Source organism: Chryseobacterium indologenes (assembly GCF_002025665.1).
Taxonomy (GTDB): domain Bacteria; phylum Bacteroidota; class Bacteroidia; order Flavobacteriales; family Weeksellaceae; genus Chryseobacterium; species Chryseobacterium metallicongregator.
The window spans coordinates 5177130-5197938 of sequence record NZ_CP018786.1; the positions used below are offsets into that span (position 1 = coordinate 5177130).

Below are 20809 nucleotides of genomic sequence, written 5' to 3' on the forward strand. Positions count from 1 at the left end.
CTCAGTAAGTATTATAACTTAAAAAACGTTACAGAAAAATTTCAAAAAAATATTTTCTTAAAAAAACAATCTCAATGACCCGAATCCCGTACCCCGAATCTCTTACGAAATCACACCGCTACCGATCAGTTCCTCATCGATATACCATGAAGCAAACTGTCCTTCGGCAATAGCGGACTGAAGCTCATCAAATTCAATATAAAAAGCATTCTCAAACTGATACAGGGTTGCTTTCTGCAAAGGCTGCCTGTATCTGAATCTTGCCATTACTTCCATAGATCCTCCGTTCTGAAGTCTCAAATCCTCACGCACCCAGTGCAGTTCAGAATTGTCTATTTTCAAAGCTTTTTTGTGAAGTCCCGGGAAATGGCTTCCTTCTCCTACGAAAAGGATGTTGTTTTCCATATCTCTGGAGATGATAAAACAGCTTTCTTTGTGGCCGCCTATACCAAGTCCTTTGCTTTGTCCGATCGTGAAAAACTGGGCTCCCTGATGTTTCCCGATTACTTTTCCGTCAGATTTTTTATAATGGATTTTTTTGGATAAAAACTCAAGTTCCTCTTCTTTGGAGGAGAATTCAGGTTTTTCTTCCGAAAATAAAGGAGAATCTTTGAAAATTTCTACGATTTCACCTTCGTTAGGTTTTAATTGCTGTTGTAAAAACTGTGGAAGGCTTACTTTCCCGATAAAACATAATCCCTGAGAATCTTTTTTATCTGCCGTTACCAGTCCGATTTCTTTCGCAATTTCTCTTACCTGAGGCTTTGTAAGTTCTCCGATAGGAAACAAAGCTTTTGAAAGCTGATCCTGACTGAGCTGACAAAGGAAATAAGACTGATCTTTATTATTATCTTTCCCGGCCAGAAGATGGAAAATTTCTTTACCGTTTTCGTCAAAAGTAGAATTTACCCTTGCATAATGTCCTGTTGCTACTTTATCTGCACCTAAAGACATGGCAGTCTTCATAAAAACATCGAATTTTACTTCTCTGTTACACAATACATCAGGGTTGGGAGTTCTGCCTTTTTCGTATTCGGCAAACATATAGTCAACGATGCGTTCTTTGTAAAGTTCACTCATGTCTATCACCTGGAAAGGAATTCCAAGCTTTTGTGCCACCATAAGGGCATCATTACTGTCCTCAATCCAGGGACATTCATCTTCAAGTGTTACGGAAGCATCGTTCCAGTTTCTCATGAATAAAGCCACTACCTCATGGCCTTGCTGTTGCAGCAAATACGCTGTAACACTAGAATCTACACCTCCGGAGAGGCCTACTACTATTTTCATTGTATTTCAATTTTACGAAACTCTTAACGGGAGTTCTTAGTTTGATGCGGCAAAAATACAACTAAATAAATTCGTAAAAAAAACATAATTTTAAACATTGATAAAAACGATAGAGCTATATGTCATCTTTTTATCAACCTCTCTGCAGATGGAAACAGATGAGCATATAATTGTAAGACCAAAAATATAAAATATGAAAAAGTTTATTATTTCAATGATGCTGATATCTTCAGGATCAGTTTTTTCCCAAATTTCAGTGGGTGCACCCGTACAGGAAAACAGCAAGTGGACTTTTGGAGGAGGCATTGGATTAGGATTTGGAAGTAACAGCGCTTTTAACCTATCTGCATCACCAAGAGTAGGCTACAGGTTTACTAATGATTTTGAAGGCGGGGTAATAGGAAGTGTTTCGTGGCAGACTTCTGATTATTATAAATCTACCATGTTTGGAGTAGGCCCTTTTGTCAATTATTATTTTGCCAGATCATTTTATGTGGGAGCTAACTACCAGCATTATTTTGTGGATTACAAGGATAAATACTACGATTATAAATACAATACAGAAGAAAATGCTCTGTATCTTGGAGGAGGTTATATGCAGCGAATTGGAAATAACTCCTTTATGCAGCTGGGATTAATGTATAATGTGCTTTGGAAACAGAACTCCAGTGTATTTTCCAGTGGTCTGATCCCGAATATCGGCTTTGTGGTGGGACTTTAATGTTTGATTTATCAATAGAAATGTGCTTTAGCCCGTTTAATAATTAGAAAACAAAATTCATTCGGCTTTAGCCAAAACATATAAAAATAAAAATCCCCGGGAAACTTCCCGGGGATTTTTTATTGAAATTTAATTTCTTATTTAATTAAGATTGAGAAGACTTTTCAGCAGATTTTTTAGCTTTCTGTGTTTTTCCGATCAATCCGTCTTTTGCTTCATTAAGGTCAAGAACCACGGTTTCTCCTTCATTCAATTGCTTGTTTACCAGCATTTCTGCCAATAAGTCTTCAATATACTTCTGGATGGCACGTTTCAATGGTCTTGCTCCGAAATCTTTATCCCATCCTTTTTCAGAAATAAAGTCTTTTGCTTCTTCAGTAAGATCTACTTTATATCCTAGTTTTTCAAGTCTGCCATACAGTTTGTTCAGTTCAATATCGATAATTTTCTTGATATCATCCTGTACAAGAGAGTTGAAGATTACAATATCATCAATTCTGTTTAAGAATTCTGGAGCAAATGCTTTTTTAAGAGCACTTTCAATGGTACTTCTTGCTCTTGAATCTGAAGTGGTTTTCTTCGCAGAAGTTCCGAATCCTACACCATCTCCAAAGTCTTTAAGATCTCTGGTTCCGATGTTTGAGGTAAGAATAATGATAGTATTTCTAAAGTCAATTTTTCTTCCTAAGCTGTCTGTAACGTGTCCTTCATCCAAAATCTGTAACAGAATATTGAATACATCCGGGTGAGCTTTTTCAATCTCATCCAAAAGAACCACCGCATAAGGCTTTCTTCTTACCGCTTCTGTAAGCTGACCACCTTCTTCGTATCCTACGTATCCCGGAGGCGCACCAACCAATCTTGAAACCGCAAATTTCTCCATGTATTCACTCATGTCAATTCTGATCAGAGATTCATCAGATTCGAAAAGTTCTCTTGCCATTACCTTTGCCAATTCGGTTTTACCAACCCCGGTTGTTCCAAGGAAAATAAAGGTACCAATAGGGCGGTTAGGATCTTTAAGACCAGCTCTGTTTCTTTGAATAGCTTTCACTACTTTTTTCACAGCATCTTCCTGACCGATTACTTTTCCGTTCAGCTTCTCATCCATTTGGGCCAATTTGTCAAGCTCGTTCTTACCAACTTTCGTTACCGGAACACCACTCATCATAGAAACCACTTCCGCTACATTTTCTTCCGTTACGGTTTCTTTTTTCTCTTTTACATCTTTGTCCCATTTTTCCTGAGCAGCATTCAGTTCCATTTGAAGACGTTCCTCTTCATCTTTCAGCTTTCTTGCTTCAAGATAGTCCTGAGCTTTTACAGCCTTCTGTTTCAGTTCTTTGATATCTTCGATTTTCTTTTCAAAATCAATGATTTCTGTAGGAACTTTCATGTTTTTAATATAAACGCGGGATCCGGCTTCGTCCATGGCATCGATTGCTTTGTCCGGTAAGAAACGGTCTGTAATATATCTTGAGGTCAAATTGACACAAGCCAGAATTGCTTCCGGAGTATAGATTACATTATGATGTTCCTCATATTTATCTTTGATCTGATTCAAGATCTGAACGGTTTCATCAATAGAAGTAGGTTCCACCATTACTTTCTGGAATCTTCTTTCTAAAGCTCCGTCTTTTTCAATATACTGACGGTATTCATCCAGGGTAGTTGCCCCGATGCATTGAATTTCACCTCTTGCCAAAGCCGGTTTGAACATATTGGAAGCATCTAAACTTCCCGTAGAACTTCCAGCTCCTACAATCGTATGAAGCTCATCAATGAATAAGATGACATCTCTGTTTTTCTCCAGTTCCGTCATAATCGCCTTCATTCTTTCTTCAAACTGACCACGGTATTTAGTTCCGGCAACTAAACTTGCCAGGTCTAAAGTGATCACACGTTTTCCGTAAAGAACCCTCGACACTTTTTTCTGTTGAATTCTTAGTGCTAAACCTTCAGCAATGGCAGACTTACCAACTCCCGGCTCCCCGATAAGAAGTGGGTTGTTTTTCTTTCTACGCGATAAGATCTGAGAAACTCTCTCAATTTCTTTTTCACGCCCGATTACTGGGTCTAGTTTTCCATCTCTTGCCAAAGAAGTAAGGTCTCTACCAAAGTTATCCAATGTAGGCGTTTTACTTTTTGCAGAACCTAGATTTCCTGTAGGCTTTCTCATTTGCTCAAATTCTTCTCTCTCGTCATCGTCATCGTAAGCACTCATCTGAGGAGACTGCCCTGAATTTTTAAGCATAGTCTGGTATTCTCTTGAAACTCCTTCGTAGTCGATGTCATAAGCTCCCAGAATATTTGAAGTAGGATCTTCATATTTATAAAGAATACCTAAAAGCAGGTGAACGGTATTAATTTCATTGCTTTTATATTGACGGCATTCTAACTCTGCACGTTTAATGGCATGGTCTGCCATCTTAGTGAAAGAAATATTGGTAACCTCTTCAGAAATAGGATTAAGACTTGCTGTATTTAAAGTTTCAATTTTTCTTCTGATTTGTGTTAAATCCGCATTAAGGTTTTGAAGGATTTCTTTTGCAGAGTTTTCCGTTTTTATAATACCTAAAAGTAGATGTTCTGTATTAAGAAATTCACTTTTCAGCCTTTTAGCTTCGCTTTTGCTTTGTTTGAACACCTGGCTCAAACCTTGTGAAAACTTATAATCCATAATATATCTCATTAGAACAAAGGCAACATTACCTTTTATTCATTATCTAAATTACAAATATTTTACCAAAAATCAATTAATGACTTTATGGCAGAAAAAATTTTATTATCTTATTGAAAATGATTAAGTTTGTTATCCTTAAATTTTCCCCATGAATCCTGAACTTACCACTTACATCGGCTATTCTGCTTCTCTTTTTATCGTATTGAGTTTCATACTGAAAGATGTAAGAAAAATCAGAATTGTCAATATGATTGGCTGCATTTGTTTTGTCATTTATGGCTTCTTTAGCGGACCGCTTTGGCCAGTAATTATACCAAACGGATTAATCTGCTTCATTCAGATCTATCATTTAATACTAGGTAAGAAGAGTTGATGAGGAAAAAAATAATTACTTCTGCTTTTAGTAATCTGTATACTGACCAACGGATAGAAAAGGTGTGCAAAACCCTTTTTGATAACGGTTATTCCATAGATCTGATCGGTAATGACTGGGAAGGGAATGAAAAAATGGAGCGTCCTTATTCCTTTTCAAGGATTAGATTGAAATCAAAAAGCCTGAAGACTGCTTATTTTGAATTCAACTGGAAACTCTATAAAGAATTAAAGAAAAAAGCGGACAAAGATACTATCCTTCATGCTAATGACATAGATGCACTTCTGCCAAATTATCTCATTGCCAGAAAACTGAACATTCCTTTAGTCTTTGACAGTCATGAAATTTTCACAGAAATGCCATCCGTTCAAAACAGATTTTCTCAGAAATTCTGGAGAGTGCTTGAAAGAAAGCTGGTTCCTCATATGAAACTGATGATGACAGAAAGTGAAAGCTATGCCGAATGGTTTCATGAGCAATACAATGTGAATCCTGTAGTGGTTAGAAATATTCCGAGAAAAATTCTTTCTGTACCGGAAATTCCTGAGAATCATCCAAAAATTATTTTATATCAGGGAGCGATTAATCAATCCAGAGGTATAGAAAAAATGATTGTCGCCATGCATCACATTAAAGATGCTGTTCTGAAAATTGCAGGGGATGGGCCGAAGAAAAAAGAATATGAGGAACTTGTTATTCAGGAAAAACTGCAGGATAAAGTATTTTTCCTGGGCAAGCTGAAACCGGAAAACCTCAGGGAAATAACCAGAACAGCTGATGCAGGATTCAGTCTTGAAGAAAACAATGGAGTAAGTTACTATTATTCACTTCCTAATAAGGTTTGTGACTATATCCAATCGAGAGTGCCGCTTGTGATGATTAATTTTCCGGAGATGCAAAGGATAAAAAATCAATTTGATGTAGGAGAAATTATTCCGGATCATCAGCCTGAAACCATTGAGAAAGCAATTAATCTTGTTCTTCAGAGAGGAAGACAGCGTTATCAAAGCGAATTAAATAAGGCAGCAGATGTTTTTTGCTGGGAGAATGAAGAAACAAAAATCCTGCAACTTTTTGAAAAAGCATCACGTAAATAATTTTTACAAAATTGGTTATCTTTGCAAAAGAAATTTGATTTAAAATGACCATTAAAGAAAAACAGCAGGAAATAATAGACGAATTCGCTTTTCTTGACGATTGGGAGCAAAAGTATGAGTATATCATTGATCTTGGAAAAGAACTGAAAGGCTTAGCTGAAGATAAGAAAACCGAAGAAAATCTGATTAAGGGCTGCCAGAGCAAAGTTTGGATTGATGCTGAATTTAAAGACGGGAAACTTTTCTTTAATGCAGATTCTGATGGTATTCTACCAAAAGGGATCGTTTCTCTTTTAGTAAGTATTTACAGTGGACATTCCACTCAGGAAATTCTGGATTCTGATTTTGATTTTATTGCAGAAATAGGATTACAGGAATTTCTTTCACCTTCCAGAGCGAACGGACTGATGGCGATGACAAAGCAGATCAAGTTTTATGCAGTTGCTTACCAACTGAAATCATAGCCGTGACCAGAATTTTAGCATATCGTTTTTCCGCATTCGGAGATGTTGCGATGACTGTGCCTGTTTTCAGAGAATTTCTGGAGCAGAACCCCGGTGTGGAAATTATTATGGTTTCCAGGAAAAATTTTGAGGCTCTTTTTGCGGGAGTTCCTAATGTAACTTTTAAGGGGATTGATCTGGATGATTACAAAGGCTTTTTTGGATTAAGGAAACTTAGCAATGAACTGATCCGTGAATTTAATCCGGATTGTATTGCTAACCTTCATGATGTAATCCGAACGAAGATTTTAGACAGGATATACAGAAGAAAAGGACTTAAGGTTTTTAAGATAAACAAAGGTAAAGAGGAGAAAGAACATCTTACGGATGTCTGGAACCTGGAAAAAGTGCAACTGAAAAAAACCGTAGAACGCTACGCTGACGTTTTCCGTGAAATGGGATTCAAAGTTGAACTCTCTCATCAATTAAGACCGGTTTCAGAACAAAAATCAGGAATTGGGTTTGCTCCTTTTGCTCAGCATAAAGGAAAAATGCTTCCTTTGGAGAAATCCTATGAACTGGTTAGGATTCTGGCTCAGAAACATACAGTATATTTCTTTGGAGGAGGTAAAAAAGAAACGGAAACTCTTGAAAAATGGGAAGAAGAGATTCCTAATACAAAAAACCTTGCCGGAAAATTAAACCTTACAGAAGAACTCAATTATATTGCCGGGCTCAAACTGATGATATCTATGGATTCTGCCAATATGCATCTTGCAAGTCTTGTAGGAACGAGATGTGTTTCTATTTGGGGAGCGACTCATCCATATGCAGGATTTTTAGGATTTGGGCAGAGTGAAGAAGATGTTGTTCAGGTGAAAGATCTGAGCTGCAGACCATGTTCGGTTTTTGGAGATAAAGAATGTTACAGAGGCGACTGGGCCTGCCTTGAAGAATTCAATATTCAGAAAGTGGTGGACAGGATTAATTTTTAAAAATAATCTTTAGCATCTCATGAGCCTTAGCTTTATCGGAATGTTTTTTTTCTAAGACTTCCTTTCTCTTTTCGGTGTCGTGATACTCTTTTTCAGCTGAGGTGATAATTCGTTGGCGAATTTCATTCATATCAGATCCAAACAGGCATACACTCTTCAAAATAGGATCATCTGTAATATTTTCACTGATGATGACAAAACGGCTGTTGTAAAGCGTATTAAAAAGCTTCACTTTTGTGCCCGAATTCTGATAAGAAATCAAGATATTGCCATGAGCATCTTTCAGAAGCCTAAGAAGATTTTCAGTGGTCTGAATAGGAGTGAGGCTGATGTTTTCAACTGTGGAAATCTTTCTTTTAATATCTTCAGTGGCACGATCTGAGGCTACAATTAATTGATATTGTGGAAGGGTTTTAAATAAGTCAATAGTCTCATTCAATGCTCTTTTGTTGTCAGCGGTACTAAGGTCTCCATGAAAAAGAAAATACTTTCCTTTTGTATCCAATTCCTTTACCGATTCATTACCATGAAAGATATGAATCAGATGGGCATTTCCCGAATAAGTTTCTACTTCATTATATTCCTTTTCAGACAGGCAGAATACGGCTTCAAATTTCTTTAAAAGTTTTTTCTGATATCTGGTATGCTTTAAAGATTCAATTTTGTAGATGAGCTTTTTGAATATGTTTTTCTCTGACACAGAAAGACCTTTATAATACTCTGTTTCGTTATTATGGTAGCGAAGATAGAATTGGTGGTCATTATTTCTCAGAAACCGTATTATAGAGGTTGTCTGTAGGCCTTCGAACAGGATAGGTGCTTTATTCCTTTCCAGATTTTTAATGAGTTCTTCAGAATTTCTGATAGCAGCTGCGAAAGGAGTTGACGAGAAATAAAGCAAAGGGTTCTTTTTCTTTTGATAAAAAGACACATTTTCCGTAATCTCTTTGACTTCCGGATCAATCTTATCAGGGATCTGGTCTACAAAACAATGTAGGTGAATTTTTATTCCAAGATCAGATAAAGCCTTGATTTTATAATACACATCAATGATTCCACCATAAGAAGGAGGGTAGGGATAATTGAATGATATGATATGGAATTTATTCAAAAAAACGGATGTTTAATACCAAAGTGACAAAGGTAAGAATATCACTAAAGGATTACTAATCTCAGATTTTTATTTTTCAGGTATTTTTTTCTCTAATGCTATATAGATATCTTTTGTTTTTTCATTAATTAACTTTACATATTCTCCAGATTTATCTATTCTCAGAATTAATTCGGAGTTATTTTTAGTGTTTTTGAGAATGAGAGATTTTTTTTGGATTTTAAATGTAAAAGTTTCTTTTTTTAATATTCTCTCGAAATTAGAATCTCTTATTGAATGGTTGATTAACTTAACTTTTTCGGAAGGATAGCACTCCTGATAGAAAACTTTATTATCACCAATAAAAATAAAAATCTTTGAATATACCTGTTCCGGATTAATATAATCCATATTTTTAATATCTAAGGAGCTTTCAAATCTTCTGGCGTTATCAAAATTTGGATCTGCATTGCCTGAGTTTTTTGTAATCACTGCTCTTTCAATAATTATTTGAGAATAGTTTTTTGAAAAAAATAAAAGAAAAATTAGAAATACAAATATTGGTTTCATCGCAGAAATATTGATCAGGATAAAAATAAAAAAATCTCCCAGAAATCTGAGAGATTTTTTGTGGGTCCTGAGGGATTCGAACCCCCGACCCTCTGGGTGTAAACCAGATGCTCTGAACCAACTGAGCTAAGAACCCGAATTTTTTTGAAAGGTTTCGTTTCCTTTTCTGTGGGTCCTGAGGGATTCGAACCCCCGACCCTCTGGGTGTAAACCAGATGCTCTGAACCAACTGAGCTAAGAACCCTCTAGACTTGTTCTCTTGTTTAGAGTGGTGCAAATATACGACTTATTCTTTAATCTCCAAATTTTTTCCCAAAAAATCTCCCACTACAAAGTTGCTTCCGCCAATAAAAATCATTTCTTCGTTTGTACATCGTTCTTTTGCAGACAGATACGCTTCCTGTACGGAGTCAAAAATTTTATAAAAAATTTTCGCCTCCTTAAGCAGGTTTTCGTAATCTTCGGGATGTCTTCCCCTGTTAATGGATGGTTTTGCAAAATAGAACTCAGAATTTTCAGGAAGTAGTTTCATCACATCATCTATTTTTTTGTCGTTCACAAACCCCAAAATAACATGCTTGTGTTTGTTAATTGAATTTAATTGTGAAAAAACATACTCCAAACCTGCCTGATTGTGCCCCGTATCACAAATCGTAAGCGGATTTTGTGAAAACTCAAACCAACGGCCAATAAATCCTGTATTCTGATGAACATGAAGCAATCCGTTTTCAAGATCTTCATCAGAAATAAGGACTCCCAGTTTTTTTAATTCTTCTACCGCAGCTAAGACAACCCTGATATTCTTTTTCTGGTAATTTCCTTTCAGATCAGATTCAAGGTTGGTATTTATAAGAGTAGCATCTATAAACGGTGCATTTTCTTTCGTTGCTTTCTCCTGAATGATATTTCTAACGGCTTCATTCTCGTCACCGGAAATAATAGGGATATTGCTTTTAATAATTCCAGCTTTCTCGGTGGCAATTTCTTCGATGGTATCTCCAAGAATATTCTGATGATCCAGCTGAACATTAGTAATAGCCGAAATCAATGGATTGATAATATTTGTGGAATCCAGTCTTCCTCCCAATCCTACTTCAATAATGGCAAAATCTACCTGCTGCTGATAAAAATATTCAAAAGCCATGATGGTTGTAAACTCGAAGAAAGAGGGACGGATATCTTCCGGAATCGTTTTTAATTTTTGAATAAAATCAAAGACAAATTCTTTATTACAGTTTTTTCCATTCACCTTTATTCGCTCCGTGAAGTCTATAAGGTGCGGAGAATTGTATAATCCGGTTTTATAACCAGCTTCCTGAAGAACCGATGCCAGCATATTGCTTGAAGAACCTTTTCCATTAGTACCGCCAATGTGAATACATTTTATTTTATCCTGAGGATTTCCAAAGAAAGCACAAAGCTTTGTAATGTTATCAAGCCCAGGTTTATAAGCCTTCTGTCCATCTATTTGATAGTTGGGCATCTGTACGAAAAGCCAGTCGATAGCTTCCTGATATTGTTCATTTGTCATAGTGCAAAATTCCCAAAAGTTTTTTTAAAATAAAATATAATTTTTCAATCTGTAACTTTTTTATATTTAATTCGTCTAATATTGAAAAATCTTAATATGAAATCGCTGTGATTTACATGGTATACTACTCATGAAGATAACACGATTCCATATGACCATTAAAAACAAATAAACATATACAATATGAAAAAAGTTTGGATCATCGTTTTTGGATTAGGTTATCTGGGTTTAAGCGCTCAGAAGAAATGGTCCTTAAAAGAATGTGTAAGCTATGCAGTTGAGCATAATCTTCAGGTTATCCAAAATCAGTATAACAAACAAAACCAAGAATACAACCTTAAAGCAGCCCAAAAAGAATATTTACCTTCCCTATCTGGGAGTGTTACGACTGGAGTGAGTTTCGGGCAAGGATCATTAGGAGCCGGAAGCTTTAGAAACGATAGATTCAATAACAGTGTGGGGCTGGGAGCCGATATCCTGGTTTATAATAATGGAAGACTAGAGAAGAATATAAGGAAGGCTCAGTTTGATGTAGAAGCAAGTCAATATGACATTGAAACCATTAAAAATGATATTTCTCTTCAGATTGCTCAGCAATATCTGACCACTTTGTTGAATAAAGAGATTGTTAAAATCTCTCAGAGTGCCGTGGATAATGCGCAGAAACAATTTGACAGAGCTAAAATTACAACTCAGGTTGGAACAACTTCCCAAACGGTTCTTGCAGAGGCTGAAGCTGCATTGGCAAGAGAAAAACAAAATCTTAAAACAGCAGAAGTAAATGTAGGCCGTGCTTTGTTTGCCATCGTTCAGCTTTTACAGCTTTCGGATTATAAGGGTTTTGATGTGGAAGATGTGAATATTCCGGAAAAACTTGAGTTGCAGCTTACTACCGCAGATGAAGTGCTTACAACGGCGTATGAGATACAACCGCAGATCAAAGCAGCGGAAAGCCGCATAAGATCTGCCGAAGCACAAACTGAGGTAACCAAAACAGCATTCTGGCCAACGTTAACAGCCAGTGCAGGTCTTAATACTTTCTATAACAGGCAGTTTGATCCTATGCCAGGTACTATTCAGGGAACTTTTTTTGAACAATACAAAGATCAGTTTGGACAAAATGTAGGATTATCACTTAATATTCCTATCTTCAATAAAGGAAAAACAAAACTTCAGGTAGAACAGTCTAAAATAAATGAAAGTTTAGCTAAGAATTCCCTGGAACAACAGAAACAGACTGTAAGACAAAACGTACAGAAAGCACAGTTTGATGCTGATGCCAATTATGAAACCTACCTGTCAGCAGTAGAAGCAGAAAAAAGCTCGAAACTGGCTCTTGATTTTGCTGATAAAAGTTATACTGCGGGAAGAACAACCATCTATGACGTCAATGTGGCGAGAAATAATTATGCAAATGCACAGGGATCAGTAGCGCAGGCAAAATATAATTATCTTTTTAGTCTTAAACTATTGAATTTCTATGCAGGAATTCCATTAAGTTTGTAAAATGCCAATCAAATCATTAGAAAAATACTTACCTCAAAATACTCTTAAATATTTAAGACTCTGGTTTTCAGATTACTATATACATATAAAGGTCACAAGAAACAGAAATTCAAAGCTGGGAGATTACAGAAAACTTCCGGACAATTCTCATGAAATTACGGTAAACTCTACCCTTACCCCGCAGCTTTTTTTCTTTGTACTCACTCATGAGCTTGCCCATCTGATTGCTTTCGAAAAATATGGACGAAGAATTTCTCCCCATGGCAACGAATGGAAAGAAACTTTCAGAAATATGCTCCTGGAAAGTCTTGAGATTTATGATGAAGAACTCAAACCTATCATCATAAAATTTTCAAAATCACCCAAAGCCAATTTCATGGCAAGCCCTGATCTGGTAAGATATTTCCATACTGAGAAACAGGATGATACTCTTCAATTTATCGAGGAACTTAAAAAGGGAGAATTTTTTATCTATCGCAACGAAAAGTATTTATTAGAAGGTCTGGTTAAAAAAAACTATCTTTGTAAGAACCTGGCTACTGGAAGGAAGTATTCTTTCAAGCCTTTAGCGAGGGTAGAAAAATGTAGCTAAGAATGTTAAAATCAGATAGATACTGCGTTATAATGGCGGGGGGAATCGGAAGCCGGTTCTGGCCTATGAGCACGCAGAAATTTCCAAAACAGTTTCAGGATATTTTAGGAACCGGGCGTACTATGATTCAGCAGACCTATGACCGAATCAGCAAGGTAATTCCTAAAGAGCAGATATTCGTGATCACGAATAAAGAATATGTTCCTGTTTCCCATCAGCAGCTTCCGGAAATTCCTGAAGAGAATATTGTGGGTGAGCCGTTGATGAAGAATACAGCAGCTTGTAATCTGTATATGGCTAACAAAATTGCTGAGATTAATCCGGATGCCACAATGATTGTATTGCCGGCAGATCATCTGATCCTTAAAGAGGACGTATTTCTGGAAAAAGTGGAGCTGGCATTTGAGGTGGCTTCACAGCATGATTATCTGGTAACATTAGGGATAACTCCAACAAGACCCGACACGGGTTATGGCTATATTCAGTTTGTAGAAAAAAAAGGATCAGAATATTTTAAAGTAAAAACATTCACAGAAAAACCTATTCTTGAAATTGCCCAAAGCTTTTTGGAAAGTGGTGATTTCCTTTGGAATGCAGGAATTTTTGTATGGAATGTGAAAAGTATCCACCATGCTTTTGATCTCTATCTTCCTGAGATGATGCAGCATTTTATGGCTTGTGAGTACAACTCCGAAAAAGAAAACAACTGCATTGAAACAATCTATCCAAAGGTTCAGAAAATCTCCATTGATAACGGGATTTTAGAGAAGGCAAAGAATGTTTACGTGATTCCTTCAGACTTAGGCTGGAGTGATCTTGGTACATGGACTTCCGTATATGAAAATACAGAAAAAGATAAAGACGGAAATGCTGTAAAACTGAAACATTTACTTTCTTATAATTCAAAAGGGAATATCATCCGTTTAAAGAACAATAACAAGGCAGTGATCATTGACGGTCTTGAAAACTACATTGTTGTAGATACAGATAAAGCGCTTCTTATCTGCCCTCGAGATAATGATCAGCTCATTAAAGATTATGTTCTTGACTTAAAAAACTTTAAGAAAGGCGAGAAGTTTATGTAATATTTGGTATATTTTCTGCTGATTTTTAAATTATGATTAAAACTGCAACCCGATTTACAATTCTTACATTTTTACTTTTGGGAGTCTTGGGATTTGCCCAGGAGAAGAAAAAGTTTTCAAGCATTCCTGCTATTTTGCAGCAGATCAACCCTGGTAATAGGGCAGATTCATGGGTGTTGGTATACAACAGCTATGGGAAAGGACAGGAAATAAAGATTTCGGGTAAGGTAGACTATACTCCTCAATTCTCAGGATTCAATCTTTTCCCTAGTGAAGACAGCTTTTATTATATCGCTTATTCGGAAGGAGGTAAAGTAAATTACATTACGGATGTCGAAGGATTGAAGAAATTTGTAGATAGAATTGATAATGCTCAGGAAGCAGCTATTGTATTAGCTGCTGACGGATATATGGTAGATGAGGAGTTTAAGGACCTTGCTGGTAATTATCATGAAGATAAGTCGAATTACTATTTGGACCTTGGAAAACTAACCTCAAAAGAATGTCCATACCAGAAAACACATTATACAGTCACAGTCAATAAATCTACAGGTGCTGTAAGCAATGTCAAAGACAATGGAACTTATATTGAGCTTTACAATAAAAAATGTGCTAATAACCCGAGACTTTTAAAAATCGAAAAAAAAGAAGAACCAAAGAAAGATGAGCCCAAAAAAACACCCAAGCGCAAATAATACCTATGAGACTGAGCGATTAATCCTTCGCCCTATGTCCCGTGAAGACAAAGATTTTGTCTTTGAACTTTATAACAGACCAAAATTCATTCAACATATCGGCAACCGCAATGTAAATTCCATTGAAGATGCTGAAAATTATATTCTCAACAGATTTGCTCCACAGATTGAAAGACTGGGATTTGGAAACTATCTTTTAGTAACAAAAGACGGAAATGAAAAAGTAGGTGCAGTGGGAATCTTCGAAAGGGAAGGGCTGGATATCGTCGATATAGGATATTCTCTTCTGGAAGAGTTCGAAGGTAAGGGATATGCTTATGAAGCTGCTCAGAAGGTTAAATCTATTGGCATGGATGACTTTGGATTAACAAAAATATCTGCCATCATTTCAAAAGATAATATTTCTTCCCAAAAACTGATCGAAAAGCTGGGGTTAAGGTTTAAAAAGCACGTTACACTTCCCGGTGAAACAGAAGAATTAAATTACTACGAAACGGAATAATAAAGACAAAAAAATACTTTCACAAATAACACAGTGATATAAATCGTGTTATTTGTGAAAGCATTTGTGACATTGGTGTTTCAAAAAAGAATTAACCTTCCAGAATCTGCTCAGCAGCAGTCTTTGAAGTTACTTTTTCAATCACTCTTGTACAAACTCCATTTTCATCAAAAATAAAAGTGGTTCTTACAATTCCCATATACGTTTTTCCAAACGTTTTTTTCTCCTGCCATACCCCGAATTTTTCGATAATATCTCGTTTTTCATCTGCGATAAGATCATATGGGAATGCAAATTTGCTATGGAAATTTTTCTGTTTCTTTACTGTGTCACCGCTTACTCCCAGTAATTGAAACCCTGCTTTTTCAAGCTTAGAATAATTATCGCTCAGGTTACAGGCTTCCACTGTACAGGTTGGTGTATTCGCTTGCGGATAGAAGAAAACGACCAGTTTTTTTCCAATTAATTTTGATGAGGTTACTGTTTCTCCGTCTTGATTGAATCCTTCAAATTCAGGTAATTTATCTCCAACTTTCAGCATAATGATTTAATTTTGTTCAAATTTAAGGCATACATGACAAAAAAACAAAGAGCTGAGCTCGTTCAGATAGAACTGGAAAAATTATATCCCACTACACCTATTCCGTTAGATCATACCGATCCTTATACATTAATGGTTGCTGTAGCACTTTCTGCGCAGACTACGGATAAAAAAGTTAACCAGGTTACGCCTGATCTTTTTACCGTGGCAGGAACTCCTCAAAGAATGGCTAAGCTTGAAGAATTTGAAATCAAAGAACTGATCAAAGAAATCGGACTTTCCAATACAAAAGCTAAAAACCTGAAGAGAATGGCTGAGCTTCTGTTAGAAAGGCATAATGGTATTGTTCCACAGACTTATGAGGAATTAGAAGCACTTCCTGGAGTAGGGCACAAGACAGCTTCTGTTGTTATGAGCCAGGGATTTGGATTTCCTGCTTTTCCGGTAGATACACACATTCATCGTCTGATGACACAATGGAAACTTACTTCCGGAAAAAATGTGGTGGAAACAGAGCGTGATGCTAAAAATTTATTCCCTGAAGAAGTATGGAACAAACTTCACCTCCAGATCATTTTCTATGGAAGAGAATATTCTCCGGCAAGAGGAAAAGGAGAGAAGGATTTTATTACGAAAATGCTGTTTGAGAAATAATTCATTGATTTTAGCGCTATGCTCGTAAGGGTTTTGTAAAAAATTACGTTGAAATAGCTCGCAAAGGCACTTCTTTTAGCAAAGGCAATATTTCCCTAGCTGAGTGAAACGTCCTTGCGAACGAAAAAGAAAACGCAACAATTACTTTGTGATCGTTGCGTTAATTTTTATTGATGGATTAAATGTCCAGTAACCTTCTATGGTAATTGATCTGCCCCAAATGATAATCCAGATGAGCAACCAGATGAATAAGAAAGTAATCTGTGGTCATTTTGCTTTCAAAGACAATCAAAGGATATTCTTTTTTAAGATCTTCTTCAGACAATTGGGGCAGAACAGAATCTATCATTGCTATGGTGGCTTGTACTTTTTCAATAAGTTCAGCTCTTGGAACATCTTTTAAAGAAAATTCCAGCTCACGATGTCTGATGTAGCCCGTGTTTCCAAGCTGTGCTCCTATAAAATGATTGATATTTCCAACCAGATGAAGGGTTAGGTTACCAGCAGAATTGGAAATGTTTTTATCAGTTTTCCAAAGATTTTCTTCATTTTGATAGGCTTCTATCTCTGTTTTTAATTTATTTAAATCTCTGTTGAAAAGAGATCTGAGGCTTTCTGTGATCATATCAATTTTGTTTATTTAGAAGAATGAAATAAAAAAGAAGGGTACTTCGTTCAATCGGTACCCTTTTTTATTAATATAATTTTATTTTTGTTTTTTAGCCCAAAGCTCCATCTTTCTGTTCAAAACATCCAAAGGAAGACATCCCTGGCTCAATACTTCATCATGAAAGCTTGCCAGATTGAATTTGCTTCCCAGTTCTTTTTGGTATTTTTCTCTCAGTTCACGGATTCTTAAAGACCCTATTTTGTAGCCCAGAGCTTGTCCCGGCATTGCCATATAACGTTCAACTTCTGCTACAGCTGCTCCTTCATCATAAGAAATATTGCTTAGGAAATACTTGATCGCCTCTTCTCTTGACATTTTTCCGGTATGAAGTCCTGTATCTACAACAAGTCTTACCGCTCTCAGCATCTGATCACTCAGGTAACCCATTTTCTGGTAAGGATCTGTGTATAAACCGAATTCAGGGCCTAATGTCTCACAATAATGTGCCCATCCTTCGCCGTATGCACCAAACCATCCAAATCTCATGAACTTAGGAAGCTTTGTGTTTTCCTGCTGAAGAGAAACCTGATAGTGGTGCCCTGGAATGGCTTCATGAAGGAAAAGAGATTCCATTCCTGAAGTAACATTGAATTTTGTAGGATCCGGAAGCGGAACATAAAATATCCCTGCTCTTTTCCCATCCGGAGTTCCCGGCATATATTCGGCACTGGCACTTGCCTCTCTGAATTTCTCTGTCTGTCTGATCTCAAACTTTGTTTTTGGCGTTACATTAAACATTGTTTTCAGCTTCGGAGTGATTTTCGTTAAGATTCCGTTGAATGCATTTAAAACCTCTTTAGACGTTTTATAAGTCATTGCCTTTGGATCCGTTTTTACAAAAGTGATAAACTCTTCAAGAGTTCCTGTAAAGCCTACCTGTTGTTTTACTTTTTCCATTTCTGCACGAAGCATAGCTACCTGCTGAAGTCCGATTTTATTAATTTCTTCAGGAGATTTCTTAGTGGTTGTCCAGCTTTTTACATAATAATTGTAAATCTCATTTCCGTTAGGAAGATTGTTGTATCCATCTGTATCCCTTGCTTTCGGAAGGTATTCTTTTTCTAAAAATGTTCCCATTTTAGTATAAGCGGGAATGATTTTTTTGATGATAATATCTTTGTAAAGAGCTGAAAATTTATCTTTCTGAGCTTGAGTTAAGCTTTTGGGGAATTTTCTTATAGGGCCATAGAAAATATTCTTTTCCATATCGGAAGTAGTGATTTCCTCTGCTCTCATCTGAGGAATCATCTTGACAACCAGTTTTTTAGGAAGCACTACTTTATTGTTGATTCCCTCACGGAAGTTATCTGTAGCTGCATTCATCCAGTCAGGGAATTTTTCCATTCTTTTCAGCCAGTCGCTGTAGTCTTTTTCTGTTTTAAAAGGCTGATTTCCTTCTCCGCTTCCATACAATGGGAACGTAAGCGGCAGTCCTCCAAATTGGGTAAAAGGAATATATTCCGGATGATAGGCATAGGCCTCAGTTTTATCTTTCAAAGTATAATCCAACACATCATACACTACTTTATCTTCATCAGAAAGAGTTTTATAATCTACATGTTCCAGCTGTTTCTGCACAGAATTGTAGAATGCTATTTCTCCTGAGATAAAATCTTTATCAATATTGATAGGAAGCTGATCGTTATATCTTGTATCTCCTTGTGCGGTAGCATCTAAAGGATATAGTTTAAGATACTGCTCATAATAGTTTGAAGCGATAGAATCCAGGTTGCTGGGCGTTACTTTTGTAAGGGGAGAATCCGATTTTTTGCAGGAAGCAAGACCGATCATCAATCCTAATCCAAGAATACTTTTCGATAAAATGTTTTTCATTTTCAGAATCTTTATGAAAACAAAAATAAGTATTATTGGGAGATCCAGACTTATTGTTTGCATTGATTTAAAAAAATTATTTTCAAAATCCTTTTAACTTTGAATCAATTTTTTATCTTTGTCTAAAACGTTTAACAATCATATTATTACAGTTCTTTTTTAAGAAAAAATGAAAGGGATTTTAAAAATTTACCATCCGGAGGAGACGCTAAAATACAATATCAGAAATACTTATTGTAAGGCAATTTACAGCAACCAGCAACACTTTTTAGAGGTTGAAGTGATTACGGATGACAGTTTGGATCACGTAGATGATGATTCATTACAGTACAACTTTCCACAGCTTTCACTTGAAGTGTTCGATTTCCCTATCGAGTCGACGGAAATTGAAGGAAAAACAATCAAAATCAATGATTCTGATGAAGAAACTTATACAGAAGTAGATCTTTTCGATGATGAAGAGGCCTATATCTATGACAATGAGCTTCTTTTTGAAAGAAATGAAGAAGGGGAGCTTCAGGTCATCTGGAAAGGGACCATTGATGATTTCTATACCGGATCAGATACTCCGATTCCTTTTAGATTAAAATGTGAGTTCGGGCAGGATGATATTGAGGTAGACGAAGATTAGTCACTGCCATCATTCTTTTATTATCCAATTTCTTTTCAAAATTATTTTTGGAAAGAAATTTGCTGTTTACAAAATTGTAACAAATTTTAAGTTGTTTTTAAGCAATTTTTAAGAGTTCAATTCATAATATTCTCCTACATTTGTCGTTGAAATTTAATAAAATTTACATTTAATGCTGTTAACGGAACTTTCTCAGATTTTATTTGCACAAATCGCTACTCCTGCAGTTGCTGCAGACAACTTAGAGTTCTCCTTCTGGAAAATTATGTTCCACGGAGGAGCTTTCGCTAAAATAGTGATGGTCACTGTATTACTATTGGGAGTGTTTTCTCTATATCTGTTTTTTGAAAGATTTTTCTTTATCAAAAGGCTGACCTCAAAAACAGATTCCAACTTTATGAACAATATCGAAGACTTCATCAAGGCCGGAAAAATAGAGGCAGCAGCCGATTATTGCAAAACGCAAAACTCTCCTGAAGGAAGAATTTTAGAAAAGGGAATTTCAAGATTAGGACGTCCAGTTTCTGATATTGTGAGTGCTATGGAATCGCAGGCACAGGTAGAGGTTGCCAATATGGAAAAAAACCTGAACCTTTTGGCTGTAGTACCAAGTATCGCACCCATGTTGGGACTTTTAGGTACAGTAATCGGGATGATTATTGCTTTCTTTAATCTTTCCCACGCAACAGGGTCTTTCTCTCCGAAAACACTTTCAGAAGGGATCTATACTGCTTTAGGACAGACCGCTGTAGGTTTAGCCGTAGCGATTCCTGCTAACTTCTGTTATAATATTCTATTGACAAGGATTGATAAATTTGTCCTGAAAGCTCAGAATATGTCAGGAGAATTTTTAGACCTTATCAACAAACCTTTATAAATCTTTCTTACGATGAAAATTCAAAGAAGAAATAAAGCAAACCCGGAATTCAGTTTAGCAGCGATGACAGACGTTATCCTGTTGATGCTGATTTTCTTTATGATTACTTCATCAGCTGCCAATCAAAGCGCTATTGATGTGAATCTGCCGAAAGCCGGAGCCGTTGACGATAATATTCCGAATCCTGTGACGGTAAGCATCAAGCCGGATGGCTCATTCTTTGTGGATGATAATCCTGCAAATAGAGGAGAACTGGAGAAAATTATTGTAGATAAATTAGCCAGCCAGCCCAATAAATCATTTACGATCAGAGCTGATGAAAACACATTGCACAAAGATGTTGTTTTTGTAATGGAAATTGCTGAGAAATATAAATTTAACATTGCCATTGCAACCGTTAAAGATAAATAACACACCCGGATTTCCGGAA

General features: G+C 36.3%; 22 protein-coding genes and 2 tRNA genes. 14 read left to right on the forward strand and 10 right to left on the reverse strand.

Annotated features, from left to right (window positions below; translation table 11 throughout):
• Nucleotides 1-102: 102 nt before the first annotated feature.
• A complete protein-coding gene (gene mnmA, locus BUE84_RS23395) occupies nucleotides 103-1290 on the reverse strand; it encodes a tRNA 2-thiouridine(34) synthase MnmA (RefSeq protein ID WP_079243717.1) in 1188 nt (395 codons plus the stop codon).
• Between the two features lie 193 nt (nucleotides 1291-1483).
• Here mnmA and BUE84_RS23400 point away from each other — a divergent pair, with 193 nt between their 5' ends.
• Nucleotides 1484-2011, forward strand: coding sequence for a hypothetical protein (locus BUE84_RS23400; protein ID WP_079243718.1), 528 nt, complete (start codon nucleotides 1484-1486; stop codon nucleotides 2009-2011).
• A 145-nt stretch (nucleotides 2012-2156) separates the two neighbouring features.
• Here BUE84_RS23400 and BUE84_RS23405 read toward each other — a convergent pair whose 3' ends face one another.
• Nucleotides 2157-4691, reverse strand: coding sequence for an ATP-dependent Clp protease ATP-binding subunit (locus BUE84_RS23405; RefSeq protein WP_079244026.1), 2535 nt, complete (start codon nucleotides 4689-4691; stop codon nucleotides 2157-2159).
• A gap of 151 nt (nucleotides 4692-4842) precedes the next feature.
• On the opposite strand from BUE84_RS23405, the gene BUE84_RS23410 reads away from it, so the two are divergent.
• From BUE84_RS23410 to BUE84_RS23425, 4 genes are read left to right on the forward strand one after another with little or no spacing between them, the layout of a single operon-like run.
• Complete coding sequence (locus tag BUE84_RS23410) at nucleotides 4843-5067, forward strand: uroporphyrinogen decarboxylase (protein ID WP_079243719.1); 225 nt, start codon at nucleotides 4843-4845, stop codon at nucleotides 5065-5067.
• Nucleotides 5067-6164 carry a glycosyltransferase gene (locus tag BUE84_RS23415; protein WP_079243720.1) on the forward strand — a complete coding sequence of 366 codons (1098 nt, stop codon included), beginning with the start codon at nucleotides 5067-5069 and terminating at the stop codon, nucleotides 6162-6164. Before BUE84_RS23410 ends, BUE84_RS23415 begins: the two co-directional genes overlap by 1 nt.
• Before the next feature lie 44 nt (nucleotides 6165-6208).
• A complete protein-coding gene (locus tag BUE84_RS23420) occupies nucleotides 6209-6628 on the forward strand; it encodes a SufE family protein (RefSeq protein ID WP_079243721.1) in 420 nt (139 codons plus the stop codon).
• A 50-nt stretch (nucleotides 6629-6678) separates the two neighbouring features.
• Nucleotides 6679-7602, forward strand: a complete 924-nt coding sequence (locus tag BUE84_RS23425; RefSeq protein WP_079244027.1) for a glycosyltransferase family 9 protein — start codon at nucleotides 6679-6681, stop codon at nucleotides 7600-7602.
• Here BUE84_RS23425 and BUE84_RS23430 read toward each other — a convergent pair.
• The 5 genes from BUE84_RS23430 to BUE84_RS23450 all read right to left on the reverse strand — a co-directional run bounded on the left by BUE84_RS23430 (nucleotide 7592) and on the right by BUE84_RS23450 (nucleotide 10793).
• A complete protein-coding gene (locus tag BUE84_RS23430; protein ID WP_079243722.1) occupies nucleotides 7592-8713 on the reverse strand; it encodes a hypothetical protein in 1122 nt (373 codons plus the stop codon). The genes BUE84_RS23425 and BUE84_RS23430 overlap by 11 nt on opposite strands.
• A gap of 69 nt (nucleotides 8714-8782) precedes the next feature.
• Nucleotides 8783-9262 carry a hypothetical protein gene (locus tag BUE84_RS23435; protein WP_079243723.1) on the reverse strand — a complete coding sequence of 160 codons (480 nt, stop codon included), beginning with the start codon at nucleotides 9260-9262 and terminating at the stop codon, nucleotides 8783-8785.
• Between the two features lie 61 nt (nucleotides 9263-9323).
• Nucleotides 9324-9398: transfer RNA gene (locus BUE84_RS23440), tRNA-Val, on the reverse strand.
• Between the two features lie 33 nt (nucleotides 9399-9431).
• Nucleotides 9432-9506 (reverse strand) — tRNA-Val (locus BUE84_RS23445).
• A gap of 42 nt (nucleotides 9507-9548) precedes the next feature.
• A complete protein-coding gene (locus tag BUE84_RS23450; protein WP_079243724.1) occupies nucleotides 9549-10793 on the reverse strand; it encodes a bifunctional folylpolyglutamate synthase/dihydrofolate synthase in 1245 nt (414 codons plus the stop codon).
• A gap of 183 nt (nucleotides 10794-10976) precedes the next feature.
• Between BUE84_RS23450 and BUE84_RS23455 the strand changes: the two genes are divergently transcribed.
• From BUE84_RS23455 to BUE84_RS23475, 5 genes are read left to right on the forward strand one after another with little or no spacing between them, the layout of a single operon-like run.
• Nucleotides 10977-12299, forward strand: coding sequence for a TolC family protein (locus BUE84_RS23455; protein WP_079243725.1), 1323 nt, complete (start codon nucleotides 10977-10979; stop codon nucleotides 12297-12299).
• Between the two features lies 1 nt (nucleotide 12300).
• On the forward strand, nucleotides 12301-12891 hold the full coding sequence (locus BUE84_RS23460) for a SprT-like domain-containing protein (protein ID WP_079243726.1): 591 nt from the start codon (nucleotides 12301-12303) through the stop codon (nucleotides 12889-12891).
• Nucleotides 12892-12893: 2 nt separating this feature from the next.
• Nucleotides 12894-13976: a mannose-1-phosphate guanylyltransferase gene (locus BUE84_RS23465; RefSeq protein ID WP_238594320.1), complete on the forward strand. Its 1083-nt coding sequence runs from the start codon at nucleotides 12894-12896 to the stop codon at nucleotides 13974-13976.
• Between the two features lie 32 nt (nucleotides 13977-14008).
• Nucleotides 14009-14671 (forward strand): hypothetical protein, encoded by a 663-nt coding sequence (locus BUE84_RS23470; RefSeq protein ID WP_079243727.1) that lies wholly within the window; start codon nucleotides 14009-14011, stop codon nucleotides 14669-14671.
• Nucleotides 14640-15173, forward strand: a complete 534-nt coding sequence (locus tag BUE84_RS23475; protein ID WP_079243728.1) for a GNAT family N-acetyltransferase — start codon at nucleotides 14640-14642, stop codon at nucleotides 15171-15173. Before BUE84_RS23470 ends, BUE84_RS23475 begins: the two co-directional genes overlap by 32 nt.
• A 91-nt stretch (nucleotides 15174-15264) precedes the next feature.
• Here the strand turns inward: BUE84_RS23475 and bcp are convergent, their stop codons facing one another.
• Nucleotides 15265-15714: a thioredoxin-dependent thiol peroxidase gene (gene bcp, locus BUE84_RS23480; RefSeq protein WP_079243729.1), complete on the reverse strand. Its 450-nt coding sequence runs from the start codon at nucleotides 15712-15714 to the stop codon at nucleotides 15265-15267.
• A gap of 33 nt (nucleotides 15715-15747) precedes the next feature.
• On the opposite strand from bcp, the gene nth reads away from it, so the two are divergent.
• A complete protein-coding gene (nth, locus tag BUE84_RS23485; protein ID WP_079243730.1) occupies nucleotides 15748-16368 on the forward strand; it encodes an endonuclease III domain-containing protein in 621 nt (206 codons plus the stop codon).
• 178 nt (nucleotides 16369-16546) lie between these two features.
• Here nth and BUE84_RS23490 read toward each other — a convergent pair whose 3' ends face one another.
• Both BUE84_RS23490 and BUE84_RS23495 read right to left on the reverse strand, forming a co-directional pair.
• The gene (locus tag BUE84_RS23490) at nucleotides 16547-16993 is read right to left on the reverse strand and encodes a DinB family protein (RefSeq protein WP_185117006.1); all 447 of its coding nucleotides are present in this window, start codon (nucleotides 16991-16993) and stop codon (nucleotides 16547-16549) included.
• A gap of 81 nt (nucleotides 16994-17074) precedes the next feature.
• A complete protein-coding gene (locus BUE84_RS23495) occupies nucleotides 17075-18871 on the reverse strand; it encodes a DUF885 domain-containing protein (protein WP_079243731.1) in 1797 nt (598 codons plus the stop codon).
• A 169-nt stretch (nucleotides 18872-19040) separates the two neighbouring features.
• On the opposite strand from BUE84_RS23495, the gene BUE84_RS23500 reads away from it, so the two are divergent.
• The 3 genes from BUE84_RS23500 (at nucleotide 19041) to BUE84_RS23510 (ending at nucleotide 20790) form a co-directional block, all read left to right on the forward strand.
• Nucleotides 19041-19502, forward strand: coding sequence for a hypothetical protein (locus BUE84_RS23500; protein WP_079243732.1), 462 nt, complete (start codon nucleotides 19041-19043; stop codon nucleotides 19500-19502).
• Between the two features lie 172 nt (nucleotides 19503-19674).
• Nucleotides 19675-20379 (forward strand): MotA/TolQ/ExbB proton channel family protein, encoded by a 705-nt coding sequence (locus tag BUE84_RS23505; protein WP_047426580.1) that lies wholly within the window; start codon nucleotides 19675-19677, stop codon nucleotides 20377-20379.
• Between the two features lie 12 nt (nucleotides 20380-20391).
• Nucleotides 20392-20790 (forward strand): ExbD/TolR family protein, encoded by a 399-nt coding sequence (locus BUE84_RS23510; RefSeq protein ID WP_047426583.1) that lies wholly within the window; start codon nucleotides 20392-20394, stop codon nucleotides 20788-20790.
• Nucleotides 20791-20809 lie beyond the last annotated feature (19 nt).